Origin of the sequence: Rathayibacter caricis DSM 15933 (genome assembly GCF_003044275.1) — a bacterium.
In the GTDB taxonomy this organism is placed as follows: Bacteria; Actinomycetota; Actinomycetes; order Actinomycetales; family Microbacteriaceae; genus Rathayibacter; species Rathayibacter caricis.
Genome location: NZ_PZPL01000001.1, coordinates 596,089 through 611,118, shown reverse-complemented (window position 1 = coordinate 611,118; position 15,030 = coordinate 596,089). Strand labels below are relative to the sequence as shown.

The following is a 15,030-nucleotide window of genomic DNA, read 5'->3' as shown; positions in this document are numbered from 1 at the left end:
CTACGACCCCACCCGAGGCGGGATCACCCCGTTGACGAGCCCGCGAGATGCCACTCCGGTACGCCTTCGTCGGCGTGTCGCGTACCGGAGTGGCATCTCGCGCCGGCGTCAGCCCAGCAGGCGCTCGCGCACGAAGTCGCTCGCGAAGCGGCCGGAGGGATCCCACTCCGCCACCAGCGCACGCCACTCGGGCAGGTGCGGGTAGAGCGGGGCGATCTCGTCCGCTCCGGCCAGGAAGTGCTTGCCCCAGTGCGGCCGGGCGCCCAGCGGCAGCAGCGCGCCCTCGACGGCGGGCAGCACGGCGTCGACTCCCGCGCGGTTCTTCGCGAAGGTGAAGTGGATGCCGACGCTGTCGCGCTCGGACGCCGGCGAGAGCCACTGGTCGTCGCCCGCCATGGTGCGCAGCTCCGTGATCAGCAGGACCTCGTCGATCCGGTCGCCGATCGCGCGCAGCGCGACGATCGCCTCGCGGATCCTCGAGCGCGGCACCATGTACTCGCTCTGGATCTCGTCGCCGGCACTCGGCTCGCGATCGAGACGGAAGTGCGGCAGTCGCTCGGACCACGGCCCGACCGACCCGCCGAACGGGTTCAGGTTCGAGTCCACTCCCTCCGACACGGCGAACAGGCTCGCGGAGGCCGCGATCGCGCCCAGGTGCGTCGCGTCGACGTCGGCGACGCTCCCCTTCTCGACCTTGGTCTTCAGCCACAGCTGCTCGACCGTGGGGCTCGACCAGTGCGTCATGAGGCTGACGCTGTAGGCGGAGGAGGTGATCGCGTCGAAGTCGTCGAGCACGCGGTCCCAGGGCAGGTCGACGAACGCGTCCTGCCGCACGTCGAACGTCGGCTGGACGTCGAGGGTGACGCGGGTCACGATGCCGAAGGCGCCGAGTCCGACGACCAGGCCCTCGAAGCCGGGCTCGCCGCGGCGGACCGTGCGGAGCGATCCATCGGCGGTGACGAGCTCGAGCGCCGAGACGGCGGAGGAGAGGTTGGCGTTGCGGTCGCCGGACCCGTGGGTGCCGGTCGAGATCGCGCCGGCGACGGAGATGTGGGGGAGCGAGCCCATGTTGTGCAGGGCGTAGCCGGCCGCGTGCAGGTGCTGGGCGACGATGCCGTAGCGCGTCGCTCCTCCGACCGTCACGGTGCTCGCGTCGGCGTCGATCACCGGGTCGGGCGAGAGGCGGCCCAGGTGCAGCAGGGTGCCGGGGGTGTCGGGGAGGGCGTTGAAGGAGTGGCGGGTCCCGAGGGCGCGGATCCGGTCGCTCGAGCGGACCAGGGACTGCACCTCCTCGATCGACTCGGGTTCGAGGATGTCGGCGGCGCGGTACTCGTAGGTGCCCGCCCAGTTGCTCCGGTGCGTCATGGCCCCATTCTGCCGCGTGCGGTTCCGGATTTGTTGTGCGGACCAACGAAACCCGTGTCACCGGAACGGTGGCGCGGACGGGGCAGACCGTCATGCCGTCGAAACGACCCGGAGACACGGCCTCCCTACTGTGGGCGCAGCGGTGCCCCGCGCACGGCGGGCCGTCCGCCGCGACGAAGGGAACAGACCCGATGAGTGGCAACACCGTCCGCCTCCAGGCCATCCGCGACGTGGAGGCCTACGTTCCTCCGGCGCACAGCTTCGACGAGTCGGAGGCGCCCGGCGAGGTCTTCGGCGCCAACGTCTTCAGCACCGCGGTGATGCGCAAGCGCCTGCCGAAGTCGGTCTACAAGTCCGTGATCTCGACGATCGAGCGCGGCACGACCCTGGATCCGCTGGTCGCCGACGCGGTCGCGAGCGCGATGAAGGACTGGGCGCTCGAGAAGGGCGCCACCCACTACGCCCACGTGTTCTACCCGCTCACCGGCGTGACCGCCGAGAAGCACGACAGCTTCTTCGAGCCCACGGGCGACGGAGCGGCGCTCGCCGAGTTCGCCGGCAAGACCCTCGTGCAGGGCGAGCCCGACGCGTCGAGCTTCCCGAACGGAGGGCTGCGCAACACGTTCGAGGCGCGCGGCTACACCGGCTGGGACGTGACGAGCCCGGCCTACGTGCTCGAGAACCCCAACGGCAACACCCTCTGCATCCCCACCGTCTTCGTCTCGATGACCGGCGAGGCGCTGGACCACAAGACGCCGCTCCTGCGCTCGCAGCAGGCGATGGGCGAGCACGCCGAGCGCGTCCTGGCACTCTTCGGCCACGCCGACGACGAGAAGATCGTCTCGTTCTGCGGCCCTGAGCAGGAGTACTTCCTGGTGGACCGGCACTTCTTCCTCGCCCGTCCCGATCTGATGAACGCGGGCCGCACCCTCTTCGGCAGCACCCCGCCCAAGGGCCAGGAGTTCGACGACCACTACTTCGGGGCGATCCCCGAGCGCGTGCTCGGCTTCATGATGGACACCGAGCGCGAGCTGTTCAAGCTCGGCATCCCCGCGAAGACGCGGCACAACGAGGTCGCACCCGGCCAGTTCGAGATCGCGCCGATGTTCGAGCGCGGCAACGTCGCGGCGGACCACCAGCAGCTGCTGATGACGACCTTCAAGACCATCTCGAAGAAGCACGGGATGGAGATCCTGTTCCACGAGAAGCCGTTCCAGGGCGTCAACGGCTCGGGCAAGCACGTGAACTTCTCGCTCGGCAACTCCTCGCTCGGCTCGCTGCTGGTGCCGGGCGACACCCCGCACGACAACGCGCAGTTCCTGGTGTTCTGCGCGGCCGTGATCCGCGCGGTGCACCGCTACTCCGGGCTCCTGCGGGCCTCCGTCGCCTCTGCGACGAACGACCACCGCCTCGGGGCCAACGAGGCGCCTCCGGCGATCATCTCGATCTTCCTCGGCGACCAGCTCGCCGACGTGTTCGAGCAGATCGCGTCGGGCCCGGCCACCTCGTCGAAGGGCCGGGGTCACATGACCATCGGAGTCGACACGCTGCCGGTGCTGCCGACCGATCCCGGCGACCGCAACCGCACGAGCCCGTTCGCGTTCACCGGCAACCGCTTCGAGTTCCGCGCTCCCGGGTCGATGCAGTCGGTCGCGGGGCCCATGGTCACGATCAACACGATCATGGCGGAGTCGCTCGACTGGATCGCCACGCGGCTCGAGAAGGACGTGGCCGACGGGGTCGACTTCGACGAGGCCGTGCAGGCGCTGTTGACCGGGATCATCACCGAGCACGGCGCGATCGTCTTCAACGGCGACGGCTACGCGGACGCCTGGCCGATCGAGGCCGAGAAGCGCGGGCTCGCGAACCTGCGGACGACCCTCGACGCCCTGCCCGAGCTGATCACCGAGCCGGCGCTGGCGCTGTTCGAGAAGTACCGCGTGTTCAACCACCGCGAGATGCACTCGCGCTACGAGATCGGGCTCGAGCAGTACGCGCTCACCATCGGGGTGGAGGCGCGCCTCACGCTCGAGATGGGGACCACGACCGTGCTGCCCGCGGCCGTGCGGCACCAGACCGAGCTGGCCTCGAACGTGGCCGCGATGAAGGCGGCCGGAGTGGGCACGTCGCTCGACCCGCTGCTGGAGGTCTCGGAGCAGGTCGACGCGCTGCGGTCGGCACTGGCGGAGCTCAAGGCGGCCCTCGCGGTCGAGCCGGGGCACACGGCCGAGGCCGAGGCGAAGCACGCCGCGGCGGCGCTGCTGCCGGCCATGGCGCTCGTCCGCACGGCGGCCGACGCGCTCGAGGACGTGGTGGCGGACGACCTGTGGCCGCTGCCGACCTACCAGGAGATGCTCTACGTGCTGTAGGGCTGCGCGCTCGTCTGCGCGCGGAGGGGGAGGCGGGCGCCCGTGGCCTCCGCGCTCCGGGGCTTCTGCGGAGCAGCCGCCCGCAGCGTGACTCGGAAGCGCGCGCCTCCGTCCCGCGGCAGGCAGACGAGGTCGCCGCCCTGGGCCCGGGCGAGGCCGCGGGCGATCGGCAGGCCGAGCCCCGCCCCTCCGTCGGCACGGTTCCGGGCGTCGTCCAGGCGCACGAGCCGGTCGAACACCCGCTCGCGCTCCGAATCCGCGACGCCGGGCCCGTCGTCGTCGACCGTCAGCGACACTCCGCTCGGCGTCGCCGCGACCACGACGTCGACGCGCGAGCGGGCGAAGCGCCCCGCGTTCTCGACGAGGTTGGCGACGATCTGCTCGAGCCGGTCGGGGTCGCCGTCGGCGGGCGGCACCGCCGCGTCGCTCCGCAGTGCGAGCACGATCCCCGGCCTGCGGAGGCGCTGGCGCTCGAGCACCGCGCCGGCGATCGACGAGACGTCGACCGGCTCCGAGCGCACCGCCAGACCCTCGTCGAGGCGCGCCATCAGGAGCATGTCCTGGATCAGCCGACCCGCGCGCAGCGACTCCTGCACCACGAGAACGGCCAGCCGCTCGCGCTCCTCGCTCGAGCCGTCGGCGCGGACCAGGGCGTCCGCCGCCGCCCGGATGCCCGCGACCGGGGTGCGCAGTTCGTGCGCCGCGTCGGACACGAAGGCGCGCATCCGCTGCTCGGCCGCGAGGGCAGCGGATTCGGCCGTCTCGAGGTCGTCGAGCATCTCGTCGAACGCGGTCGCGGTGCGGCCCAGCTCAGTGGAGGGGCGCGAGGGGCGCAGCCGCCGGCCGCGGTCGCCGCGGGCGATGGAACGGGCGACCGTCGTCATCCGCTCGAGGGGGCGGAGCGTCGCGCGCACCACCACGACGAGAGCGCCGGCCGCGAGGAGGAGGAACGCGGCCGAGGCGCCGAGCAGGATCGCGTTCAGCGATGCGAGGGTCGTGCCGACCGAGCTCGCGTCGGCGGTCAGCACCAGCTCGGTGCCGTCGCTGAGCGTCGAGGCGAGGGTGACGAGGTCGTCGTCGGCGGTGACGGAGGAGGAGGTCACGGTGACCGCGGAGGCGGGCGCGTCGGTCGTGCCGGCCGTGGACGGCGGCGCGGCGGGAGCGGGACCGGGGCCGGCGGGGAGGCCGCTCCCCGGTCCGCGGCGCAGCTCCTCCGGGCTCGGACCCGCGACGACCGCCTCGCCCTCGGGGCTCGTGATCAGCACCGAGACGCCCTGCGCCGAGAGGCGGGAGGCGAGGTCGTCGTCGTCGACCGTGCCGACCAGGGCGGCCGCGGCCGCGGCGCGATCGGCCAGCCGCTCCTCGATCTGCGAGCGGAGGCGGTCGCCGAGGACGACCTGCACCGTCACCGAGAGTGCCAGCAGCAGCACCGCGAGCAGGGCCAGCACGGCGACGACGGTCCGCAGGCGGAGCGATCCGGTGCGCAGCGGTGCGGTGCTCACGCGTCGACCCGGTAGCCCAGGCCGCGGACCGTGTGGACGAGGCGGTCGCCGTGCGCCTCCATCTTCTTGCGCAGCGAGCTGAGGTGCACCTCGACGAGGTTGGGGTCGACGTGGTCGTAGCCCCAGACCTGGGTGAGGATCTGCGTCTTGGTGAGCGTGCGGCCCCGGCTCGCCGCGAGGAACGCGAGCAGGCGGAACTCCGTCGCGGTGAGGTCCAGCGCCGTGCCGGCGCGGCGGGCTCGACCCGCCTCCGGATCGACGACCAGGTCGCCGATCTCGATGATCGACGGGATGCGCCCGCGGCGCCGCAGAACGGCGGTCACCCGGGCGACCAGCTCGGCGAGCGAGAACGGCTTCACGACGTAGTCGTCCACTCCCTCGCCGAACGCCCGCAGCCGGTCGTCGACCGCGTCGCGGGCGGTCAGCATGATGACCGCGGCGTCGCTGCTGCGGCGGAGGCGCTCGGCGAGCACGATGCCGCTGGGCCCGGGGAGCATCCAGTCGAGGACGACGAGGTCTGGCGCGAACGAGGCGACCTCGAGCGCGAGGTCCTCACCGCTGGCCAGGGCGCGCACGGTGAAGCGCTCGCTGCGCAGAGCGGTGTCGACGGAGGAGCGGAGGGCGTCGTCGTCCTCGACGAGGAGGACGCGGGCGGCGGAGGGCATCCGCCGAGCGTAGGAGCGCCCGTTATCGGCCGGCCCTGCGCCACCTGTGCGGACGCTGTTCTTAAGCGGGGCTTCAGAACCGCTTCGGAGTCTGATGAGGAACCGGCGGCGAGCCGGGCCCGACCGGGTCCGCCGCAGCGCCGGACGGAGGAGAATCATCATGGACGAGACCACCACCGACCAGCCCCGCGGACCGCGCCGCCCCCGCACTCGACTGGTCGTCGGCATCGCAGCGGGAGCGCTCGGGCTCGCGGCACTGGGATCGACGGCGGCCTTCGCGGCGGGGCCGTCGGCGACGGGCACCGCGACTCCCACGGCCACCGCCTCGCCGAACGGGTCCGTCGTGCCGGGACCGGGGGCGAGTGCGACACCGGATGCGCCGACGCCGGGATCGACGGATGCTCCGGGCGAGGGGTCGGCGCCGACGCCTCCTGCGCCGGGCGAGTGCGGACCCGCGGGGCCCCCGCCGGCGGGCTGCCGTCGGCGGACGGGGAGCGGCCGACCCCGCCGACGCCGCCTGCGGACGGGGAGCGGCCGACCCCGCCGACGCCGCCTGCGGACGGGGAGCGGCCGACCCCGCCGACGGACGGCGAGCGCCCGACGCCTCCGGCGGACGGCGAGCACCCGACCCCGCCGGCGGACGGTGAGCACCCGACCCCTCCGGCCGACGGCGAGCACCCGACGCCTCCGGCGGACGGCGAGCACCCGACCCCGCCCGCTGAGGGCGACCAGCCGGACGTCCCCACCGACACCCCGTCTCTCGGCAGCTGACCGGCCCGGCCGGCCGCGCACCGGCTGCAGAACATCAGCCACGAAGGGGGTCTGTCCGCTGTCAGCCGACAGACCCCCTCGCCAGCTGATGTTCTGCAGGCTGCTGCGCTCCGAGGAGGGGCGGGAGCGGCCCGCGTTCAGGTCGAGCTGCGGGCGACCGGGTGCTGTTCCTCGGATCGTGCAGATAGAACGTGAAAAGAGCGCGAGTCGCTCCACTAGCAGCGGAGTTGAAACCCGCAGTGGCAGGCTGGAAACCTGACCGCAACACGGTTTCCCCGTGCATCGAGGAGCGGGCGGTGCGCGGCCGGGGAAATCCTCCGTGCGACGAGGCGGTCGGCCGCCCGACTGCGGTCGACTGGAACCCGCCTTCCCCCGGGCCCGCCCCATCCCCCATCCGACGCCTCATTGGAGCCCGCATGCCCCTCACCGTCCTCACCCGCTCGCGTCGCCGCGCCGTGCTCGGCGCGCTCGCCGTGGCCCTGGCCACCACGACCGCCCTCACCGCCTGCTCGAGCGGCTCCGACGCGAGCGCCTCCGGCTCGGGCGAGGAGGGCTCGTTCGGCGAGGCCGCGATGCAGCTCTCCTGGGTCCCCCACGTCGAGTTCGCGGGCGAGTACCTCGCCGACGCGAACGGCTACTTCGCCGACGCAGGCTTCGACTCCGTCACCCTGACCCCCGGCGGCACCGGCGCGACCGGAGCCGAGACCGCCATCGCGAGCGGATCCGCGTTCGCCGGCGTCTCCTCCCCGCTGATCACCGGCCCCGCGATCTCGGAGGGCGCCGAGATGAAGATCGTCGGAGCGACCTACCAGAAGAACCCGTTCGCGATCGTCTCGCTGACCGACGCCCCGATCGAGACCCCCGAGGACATGGTCGGCAAGACCATCGGAGTGAGCGACAGCAACGACCTCGTCTGGCGCGCGTTCCTCGCCGCCAACGACATCGACGAGTCCGACGTGAATCGCGTGCCCCTCACCGATTCGACGCTGCTGACCACCGGCCAGGTCGACGGCTACATCGGCTACGCGACCGCCGGAGCCAACACGCTCAACCAGCGCGGATTCTCGGCGCAGCAGTTCCTGCTCGCCGACACCGGCCTGCCGATGGTGGGCGAGACGATCGTGGTCGCACAGGCGAGCATCGACGACGAGCGCGAGAAGGTGAAGGCGCTGCTGCTCGCCCTCGTGCAGGGCTGGCAGGACGCCGTCGCCGACCCCGAGGCGACCGCCGAGACCGTGGTCGCCGACTACGCCGCCGACCAGAACTACAAGGTGGAGGAGCAGGCGCAGGTCATGGTCACCCAGACCGAGCTGATCAGCACTCCCGAGACCGACGAGAACGGCCTGCTCACCATCAGCGACGAGCTGCAGGAGCAGTCGGTCGCCTCCCTCGCGCTGACCGGCATCGAGCTCGACGCCGACGAGCTCTTCGACACCACGCTGATCGACGAGGTCTACGAGGAGCACCCGGAGCTGCTCGAGGGCTGACCCCCGAGCACTCCCTGACGACCCGCGCGAGAGGACGAGACGTTGACCACCATCGAGAACGGCACCGAGGGCATCCGCCTGTCGGGCCTGAGCAAGCGCTTCGACCTGGGCTCCCGGTCGGTGCAGGCGCTCGCCGAGGTCGACCTCGTCACTCCGCGCGGGTCGTTCCTGTCGCTGCTGGGCCCCTCCGGCTGCGGCAAATCGACGATCCTGCGGATGCTGGCCGGGCTCGAGAAGCCGACCACCGGCTCCGTCTCGATCCACGGCACTCCCGTCGTCGGCACGAAGCGGAAGGCCGAGCTGGGCATCGCATTCCAGGACTCGGCTCTGCTGCCCTGGCGCTCGGTGCGCTCCAACGTGCGGCTGCCGCTCGAGCTGACGCGGCAGGCGTCCAAGCGCGACAGCATCCCGGACCTGCTCGACCTCGTCGGTCTGACCGGCTTCGAGGACGCCTACCCGTCGCAGCTCTCGGGCGGCATGCGCCAGCGCGCCTCGATCGCCCGCGCGCTCGTGGTGCAGCCCGATCTGCTCCTGCTCGACGAGCCGTTCGGCGCGCTCGACGACATGACGCGCCAGCGGCTCAACCTCGAGCTGCAGCGCATCTGGACCGCGCGGCCGGCGACCACCCTGATGGTGACGCACGGCATCGCCGAGGCGATCCTCCTCTCGGACACGGTGGCCGTGATGTCGCCCCGGCCCGGGCGCATCGTCGAGGTCATCGACATCGACCTGCCGCGTCCGCGCACGGTCGAGATGCTCCGCAGTCCCGAGTTCCACGCGATCGAGGACCGCATCACCGACCTGCTGTTCTCTCAGCACGGCGTGGCGATGGAGGACGAGGGGTGACCTGGCTGCGCACGAACTGGCGCGTCCTCGCCGGACTCGCGGTGTTCGTCGCGGTCTGGTGGATCCTCGCCGAGACCGTCTACCGCGAGAGCCGCGCGGTGCCGAGCCCGGGCGCGATCGTCGCCGCGTTCCTCCGCGACGGTCCCCTCTTCTACCTCCGCAACGTCGGCGACACCGTGCTTGCCGCCGGCTGCGGCTACCTTTGGGGCACGATCGCGGCACTGGCGCTCGCCGTCGTCGCGCTGCTGCTGCCGTGGACCCACCGGGTGATCGAGCAGATCGGCGTGATCAGCCACTGCCTCCCGCTGACGGCGGTCGGACCGGTGATCCTCGTGACCTTCGGCGGCCGGACCACCTCGATCTTCCTCGCCGCGCTCCTGGTCTTCTTCACCACCCTGATCGGCGCGCTGCTGGGCGTCCGCTCGGCACCGCGCACCGCGCTCGACCTCGTCTCGGCGTACCGCGGCAGCCGCTGGGCGCAGATCGTGAAGGTGCAGGCCGTCGCGGCCGTGCCCGCGACGCTCACGGCGCTCCAGGTCGGCATGCCAGCGGCGATCCTCGGCGCCGTGCTCGGCGAGTACCTCGGCGGAGTGACGACGGGCCTCGGAGTCGCGCTTGCGGTCGCGCAGCGCCAGATGGACGTCGAGCGCGCCTGGGCCTTCGCGGTGCTGAGCGGAGTGGTCACGATCCTCGGCTACGCGCTGATCGCGGCCGTCGGGCGCTGGGTCATGCCGCGTGTGACCGGCACGCCGCGCGCCACCCGCCGCTCGGTCCTGCGCCGCACGGGAGGAGTCGTATGAGCGCCACGCGCACTCCCGCTCGCCGCGCCCGCGACCGCGACCTCACGCCGCGCCTCGCGCTCCGCATCGTCCGTGCCGAGCTCGTCCCGCTCGCGATCGCCGCGGTGCTCGCGATCGCGTTCTGGTACGCGTTCCTCGCGATCGCCGACATCTCGCCCCTCCTGGGCAAGACGCCGACCGACGTCGCGACCTACCTCTTCGTCGAGGCCGACGCCGCCGAGAACCGCGCGGTCGTCTTCGGCAACCTCGGCGTCACCGCGCTCGACGCCCTGATCGGCTACGCGGCGGGCATGCTCGTCGCCCTCGCGATCGCGGTGCTCTTCGTGCTCGTCCGCTCGCTCGAGGCCACGGTGATGCCGATCGCGATGCTGCTCAAGTCGATGCCGCTGATCGTGGTCACTCCGCTGATCACGCTCGCGATCGGCAACGGGCTCGCGGCGGTCGCCGTGGTGGGAGCGGTCGCCGTCTTCTTCCCGGCGCTCGTGACCGTGGTGTTCGGGCTGCGCTCGCTCTCGCGCGAGTCGTTCGAGCTGGTGACGGTCTACGGAGGCTCGCCGCTGGACGTGCTGCTCAAGGTCGCCCTGCCCACCGCGGTGCCGGCGATCTTCGCGGCGGCCAAGGTGGCTGTCCCCTCCGCTCTGAGCGGCGCGATGCTGGCCGAGTGGCTGGCCACGGGCAAGGGCTTGGGCGGAGCGGTGCAGCGCGCCTCGGCGGGCTTCCGCTACGACGAGCTGTGGGCGTCGCTCGCGGTGATCACGGCGCTGGGAGTCGCGGCCTACGCCGTCGTGGCGATCGGCGAGAGACTGGCGGCCGTCCGCTTCGGCGGACAGGACTAGAGGAGCGGCATGAGCGGCAACACCATCACCGGCACGATCTGGGACGGGCGGCGCGCCCTCGGCACGGCGGCCCTCGCGTGGCACGGCGACGAGATCGTCTCCGTCGACCCCGTCGAGGCGCACGGCGGAGAGGAGGCCCTCTCGATCATCCCCGGCCTCGTCGACACCCATGTGCACCTCGGCGCCTACTCGGGCGCGGGCACCGCCGACTTCGCCTCCTGGCCGCTGATCACCCCGCGCGAGGAGCGGGTGTTCCACATCGCGAACAACGCGCGCAAGGCGGCCCGCGCCGGAGTCACGACCCTGCGCGATCTCGGCGCCGACGAGCTGCAGATGACCGTGGCGCGGATGTTCGAGCAGGGCATCGCCGACGGGCCGCGGCTCGTCACGCACGGCGCGGTCGGCATGACGGCCGGTCACGGCGACCTGTTCGTGCCTCCGCACTACCCGCACCGCGACCGCGTCGCCGACAGCCCCGACGAGTGCCGGCGGCTGGTCCGCACCTGGGCGCGGGCGGGAGCCGACGGCATCAAGATCTACACGAGCGGCGGAGTGCTCTCGATGGGCGACCGGGTCGGCTGGCGCAACCAGACCGACGCCGAGATCGCCGCGACGATCGACGAGGCGCACGCGCTGGGCATGCCCGTCGCCGCGCACACGCACTCCGTCGAGGGCCTCGACCGCGCGCTCGCGCTCGGCGTCGACTCGATCGAGCACGGCACCGCCATCGGTCCGCAGCACTGGGCGACGCTCGTCGAGCGGAACCTGCCGGTCGCTCCCACCCTCTTCATCAACGACGTGATCGCCGCCGGGCGTGCGCCGTCGTCCCCGGAGGCGTCGCTCAAGGCGCAGGACGTCGTCGCCACCCGCGACGCCGGGTTCCTCGCGGCGGGCGAGGCCGGGGTGCGCTTCGTGCTCGGCACCGACGCGAACGGCGTCTACGTCGACTGGGGCGAGCAGCTCGACGAGGTGCGGCGGATGCGCATGGCGTTCGGCTGGAGCTCGGAGCGCGCGCTGATCGCGGCGACGTCCGACGCGGCCGCCGTGGTCGGACTCGGCGCGCGCGTCGGGCGGCTCGCGGCCGGCTTCGGCGCCGACTTCGTCGTGCTGCACGGGCGCCCGTGGGAGAGCATCGACGACCTGCGGGCCGAGAGCATCGTGGCCGTCGTGTCCCGCGGCCGGGTCGTGTCGGGCGCGCTGCCGGAATCGCTCCGATGACCGCCGCACCCCGCCGGTTCGTCTCGGCCGAGGCGCTCGGTGCGCCGCGCGGGGCCTACAGCCACGCGGTCGAGGCGCACGGAGTGGTCTACGGATCCGCCATCGGACCGTTCGCGCCGGGTGACGGCTCGGTCCCCGAGGGCGTCGCGGCGCAGACCGCCGCCGCGCTCGACAACATCGAACGGCTGCTCGGCACCGAGTTCGGCCTGGATCTGGGCGACGTGGTGCGGATCACGATGATCCTCACCGACTTCGAGCGCGACTTCGCCGCCTCCTCCGCCGTCTACGCCGAGCGCTTCCCCGTCGATCCGCCCGCGCGCACCGTGCTCGGCGCGGCGCTGCCCGGACCCCTCGTCGCGATGGACTTCATCGCGACGGCCCGCTGAACAGGAAGGCCCCCGTGACCCTCGACTCCTTCGTCCGCGGCCTGCCCAAGGCCGAGCTGCACATGCACCTCGAGGGCACCCTCGAGCCGGATCTGCGCGTGCGCCTCGCCGAGCGCAACGGCCTGCCGGTGCCCGCCGCGCTCTCGTACGACTTCGACTCGCTCGCCTCGTTCCTCGCCGTCTACTACCCGGCGATGGACGTGCTCCGCGAGGAGCAGGACTTCTACGACCTGGCGACGGAGTACTTCCGCCGCGCCGCCGCCGACGGGGTCGTGCGCGCCGAGGTGTTCTTCGACCCGCAGGCGCACACCTCGCGGGGCGTGCCGTTCGAGTCGGTGATCGGCGGCTACCACCGCGCCGCCGTCGACGCGGCCGCGCTCGGGATCGACGCGGGGCTCATCCTCTGCTTCCTGCGCGACCTGTCGGCCGAGAGCGCCCGCGAGACGCTCGAGCGCGCGCTGCCGTTCGCCGACCGCCTGATCGGCGTGGGGCTCGACTCCGACGAGCGCGGCAACCCGCCGGCGAAGTTCCGCGAGGTGTTCGCGCTCGCCCGCGAGGCGGGGCTCCGGCTGACGATGCACTGCGACGTCGACCAGCCCAACAGCGTCGAGCACCTGCGCCAGGTGCTCGAGGAGATCGGCGTCGACCGGATCGACCACGGCACGAACATCGTCGAGGCTCCCGAGCTCGTCGAGCGCGTGCTCGAGCGCGGACTCGCGCTGACCTGCTGCCCGCTGTCGAACTCGTTCGTCTCGAGCGACATGAAGGCGGTGGAGCTGCGCGCGCTGCTCGAGCGCGGCGTGCGGGTGACGGTGAACTCCGACGACCCGGCGTACTTCGGCGGGTACGTCGCCGACAACTACCTCGCGCTGGCGTCCCGCGCGGGCTTCACCCGCGACGAGCTGGTGCAGCTCGCGCGCAACTCGGTGCTCGGCTCGTGGGCGTCGCCCGAGGTCCAGGAGGAGCTGCTCGCGCGGATCGACGCGCACGCGGCGTCGGCGTAGGGGCTCCGGCTGTTCCGAACCCGCAGCGCCCCCTGGCGGGTCCCGTCGTGCGGGTGGCGGGGCATGTGAGAATCGCCCGGTCGGTCCCTCGCGGTGGATCCGGAAGTGAACCCCGGGAGATCCCGCACGACGGGGCCCGGGGTTCCGCGCTGCGTGGAGAGTCCTCGGGCGGTTCGCCTCCCGCTCAGAGGTAGCGCAGTGCCAGGTGCAGGTCGACGCGGTCGGACATCGAGCCGAGGTCGCGGCCCGTCAGCGCCTCGATGCGCTGCACGCGGTAGCGCAGGGTGCTGGCGTGCAGGTGCAGGAGGTCCGCGGCCCGGCGCCACGCGCCTCCGCTCTCGAGGAACACGCGCAGGGTCTCGACCATGTCGGAGCGGTGCTCGTCGTCGTAGCGGACCAGCTCGCCGAGCACCTCCCGGGCGAAGGCGGCGCGGGTGCGCGGCGAGATCAGCTCGAGCAGGGCGCCGCTCGAGACCGGCACCGTGTGCGCGAGCACCGTGACGGGGTCTGCGGAGGATCCGGCGGCCGCGGTCGCCCGGGCGCGGGCGGCGAGCAGCGAGGCTCCGAGCTGCCCGACGGAGCGGGAGCCGTCACCGACGCCGATCGACACCCGGCGTCCGCGCAGGAGCCACGGCTCGGCCTCGACGGCGGCGCGGAGGGCGGGCCCCGGCTGCCTCTCCTCGTCGTGCGGATCGCCCAGGAGCAGCACCGCGCCTCCGTCGAGCACACCGCCGAGGGCCAGAGCGTGCTCGCGCTCGCCCGCCTCGCGCAGCGGCCGCAGCAGCGCCTCGGGAGGGAGCGACGGATCGTCCGAGCGGGCCACCACCACCCGCAGAGGCGCTCCCAGCCGCGCCCCGAGCAGGCGCAGCCGCACCGAGACCTCGCCGTCCGGCAGCTCGTCGTTCTCGACGGCGCGGAGCAGATCGAGCAGCGGACCCGCCGCCTCCTGCTCCCGGCGGCGGGCGAGCGCGAGGCGACCGGCCACGGTGCTCGCGAGCAGATCGGCGGCGTCGGCCGACTCCTCCGACCAGCCCCTCTGATCGCCGGTCACCACGAGCACGCCGAGCCGTTCACCGGAGGAGGAGAACAGGGCCTTGCGGGACAGGGTGCGGCTGCCGGGCGCGACGTCCCATCGGTCGTCGGAGGAGGCGAGCGAGGCGTCCCACGCCGATCCGGACTCGGCGGGGGACGGCATGCCGCCCGCCGACGCGACGAGGACGCCGGAGCGGTCGATCACCCAGCTGCCGTGCGCGAACTCCTCGAAGAAGGCGCGGAGGGCGGCGTGCACGCCCTCGTCCGCGGCGAGGTCCTGGAGCAGGCGCCGGGCGAAGCGGGCGTCGCGGCCGAGAGTCGGCAGGTCGGCCTGCGCGAGCACCCCCGCGACGGTCTGGCCGATCGTCTTGAAGGAGACCTCGGGCGAGACCGTCAGCAGCGCGACTCCGTGCCGCCGACAGACCTCGGCCATGCCGGCGGGAAGCGTGCCGACGGCGATGAGGCCGACGACGATCGCCACGACCCCGCGATCGGCGACCTGGCCGACGAACCGCTCGACGCTCTCGCGGCCGGAGGTCCACAGCGCGCTCGTGAGCACGACGTCGCCGGGGGAGAGGAAGCGGCCCGGATCGGGGAGGTCGATCGTGTAGGTGCCCGAGATCGCGCGCGAGAGCTGCACCTCGTCGCCGGTCACCAGGGTCAGCTGGAGCTCGGGATGGGTGAGGAGCTCGCGGACGTTCACGCTGGGGCGGCCTCTTCGATCGTCGGACCCGCGACCGGGCGGGGAC

At 72.9% G+C, this 15,030-nt stretch carries 12 protein-coding genes; 8 read left to right on the top strand and 4 right to left on the bottom strand.

What is annotated here, in order from left to right; genetic code table 11:
- Positions 1-108: 108 nt before the first annotated feature.
- Complete coding sequence (locus C1I63_RS02860; RefSeq protein ID WP_107573694.1) at positions 109-1,365, bottom strand: FAD-binding protein; 1,257 nt, start codon at positions 1,363-1,365, stop codon at positions 109-111.
- A gap of 191 nt (positions 1,366-1,556) precedes the next feature.
- Between C1I63_RS02860 and C1I63_RS02855 the strand changes: the two genes are divergently transcribed.
- Positions 1,557-3,734 carry a glutamine synthetase III family protein gene (locus tag C1I63_RS02855; RefSeq protein WP_107573693.1) on the top strand — a complete coding sequence of 726 codons (2,178 nt, stop codon included), beginning with the start codon at positions 1,557-1,559 and terminating at the stop codon, positions 3,732-3,734.
- On the opposite strand, the gene C1I63_RS02850 is transcribed toward C1I63_RS02855, so the two are convergent.
- A complete protein-coding gene (locus tag C1I63_RS02850) occupies positions 3,722-5,236 on the bottom strand; it encodes a HAMP domain-containing sensor histidine kinase (RefSeq protein ID WP_107573692.1) in 1,515 nt (504 codons plus the stop codon). The two genes, C1I63_RS02855 and C1I63_RS02850, sit on opposite strands and share 13 nt — an antisense overlap.
- Positions 5,233-5,901, bottom strand: coding sequence for a response regulator transcription factor (locus tag C1I63_RS02845; protein ID WP_107573691.1), 669 nt, complete (start codon positions 5,899-5,901; stop codon positions 5,233-5,235). The genes C1I63_RS02850 and C1I63_RS02845 overlap by 4 nt, the downstream gene beginning before the upstream one ends.
- A gap of 1,187 nt (positions 5,902-7,088) precedes the next feature.
- Between C1I63_RS02845 and C1I63_RS02835 the strand changes: the two genes are divergently transcribed.
- The 7 genes from C1I63_RS02835 to add are packed head-to-tail and all read left to right on the top strand — an operon-like array spanning position 7,089 to position 13,249.
- Positions 7,089-8,159 (top strand): ABC transporter substrate-binding protein, encoded by a 1,071-nt coding sequence (locus tag C1I63_RS02835; RefSeq protein WP_055789410.1) that lies wholly within the window; start codon positions 7,089-7,091, stop codon positions 8,157-8,159.
- A 42-nt stretch (positions 8,160-8,201) separates the two neighbouring features.
- Positions 8,202-9,005 (top strand): ABC transporter ATP-binding protein, encoded by an 804-nt coding sequence (locus C1I63_RS02830; protein ID WP_055789413.1) that lies wholly within the window; start codon positions 8,202-8,204, stop codon positions 9,003-9,005.
- On the top strand, positions 9,002-9,805 hold the full coding sequence (locus C1I63_RS02825; protein WP_107573690.1) for an ABC transporter permease: 804 nt from the start codon (positions 9,002-9,004) through the stop codon (positions 9,803-9,805). The genes C1I63_RS02830 and C1I63_RS02825 overlap by 4 nt, the downstream gene beginning before the upstream one ends.
- Positions 9,802-10,641, top strand: a complete 840-nt coding sequence (locus C1I63_RS02820; protein ID WP_107573689.1) for an ABC transporter permease — start codon at positions 9,802-9,804, stop codon at positions 10,639-10,641. The genes C1I63_RS02825 and C1I63_RS02820 overlap by 4 nt, the downstream gene beginning before the upstream one ends.
- Before the next feature lie 9 nt (positions 10,642-10,650).
- Positions 10,651-11,859 carry an amidohydrolase family protein gene (locus C1I63_RS02815; protein ID WP_107573688.1) on the top strand — a complete coding sequence of 403 codons (1,209 nt, stop codon included), beginning with the start codon at positions 10,651-10,653 and terminating at the stop codon, positions 11,857-11,859.
- Positions 11,856-12,245, top strand: coding sequence for a RidA family protein (locus tag C1I63_RS02810; protein WP_107573687.1), 390 nt, complete (start codon positions 11,856-11,858; stop codon positions 12,243-12,245). The genes C1I63_RS02815 and C1I63_RS02810 overlap by 4 nt, the downstream gene beginning before the upstream one ends.
- A gap of 14 nt (positions 12,246-12,259) precedes the next feature.
- On the top strand, positions 12,260-13,249 hold the full coding sequence (gene add / locus C1I63_RS02805; RefSeq protein ID WP_244906960.1) for an adenosine deaminase: 990 nt from the start codon (positions 12,260-12,262) through the stop codon (positions 13,247-13,249).
- A gap of 184 nt (positions 13,250-13,433) precedes the next feature.
- Here the strand turns inward: add and C1I63_RS02800 are convergent, their stop codons facing one another.
- Positions 13,434-14,984: a PucR family transcriptional regulator gene (locus C1I63_RS02800; protein WP_107573686.1), complete on the bottom strand. Its 1,551-nt coding sequence runs from the start codon at positions 14,982-14,984 to the stop codon at positions 13,434-13,436.
- Positions 14,985-15,030: the final 46 nt, after the last annotated feature.

Excerpts from the sequence above, each read along its gene's own strand:
- C1I63_RS02860 (WP_107573694.1), bottom strand. The coding sequence starts at position 1,365 with ATGACGCACCGGAGCAACTGGGCGGGCACCTACGAGTACCGCGCCGCC.
- C1I63_RS02855 (WP_107573693.1), top strand. The coding sequence starts at position 1,557 with ATGAGTGGCAACACCGTCCGCCTCCAGGCCATCCGCGACGTGGAGGCC.
- C1I63_RS02845 (WP_107573691.1), bottom strand. The coding sequence starts at position 5,901 with ATGCCCTCCGCCGCCCGCGTCCTCCTCGTCGAGGACGACGACGCCCTC.
- C1I63_RS02835 (WP_055789410.1), top strand. The coding sequence starts at position 7,089 with ATGCCCCTCACCGTCCTCACCCGCTCGCGTCGCCGCGCCGTGCTCGGC.
- C1I63_RS02820 (WP_107573689.1), top strand. The coding sequence starts at position 9,802 with ATGAGCGCCACGCGCACTCCCGCTCGCCGCGCCCGCGACCGCGACCTC.
- C1I63_RS02815 (WP_107573688.1), top strand. The coding sequence starts at position 10,651 with ATGAGCGGCAACACCATCACCGGCACGATCTGGGACGGGCGGCGCGCC.
- C1I63_RS02810 (WP_107573687.1), top strand. The coding sequence starts at position 11,856 with ATGACCGCCGCACCCCGCCGGTTCGTCTCGGCCGAGGCGCTCGGTGCG.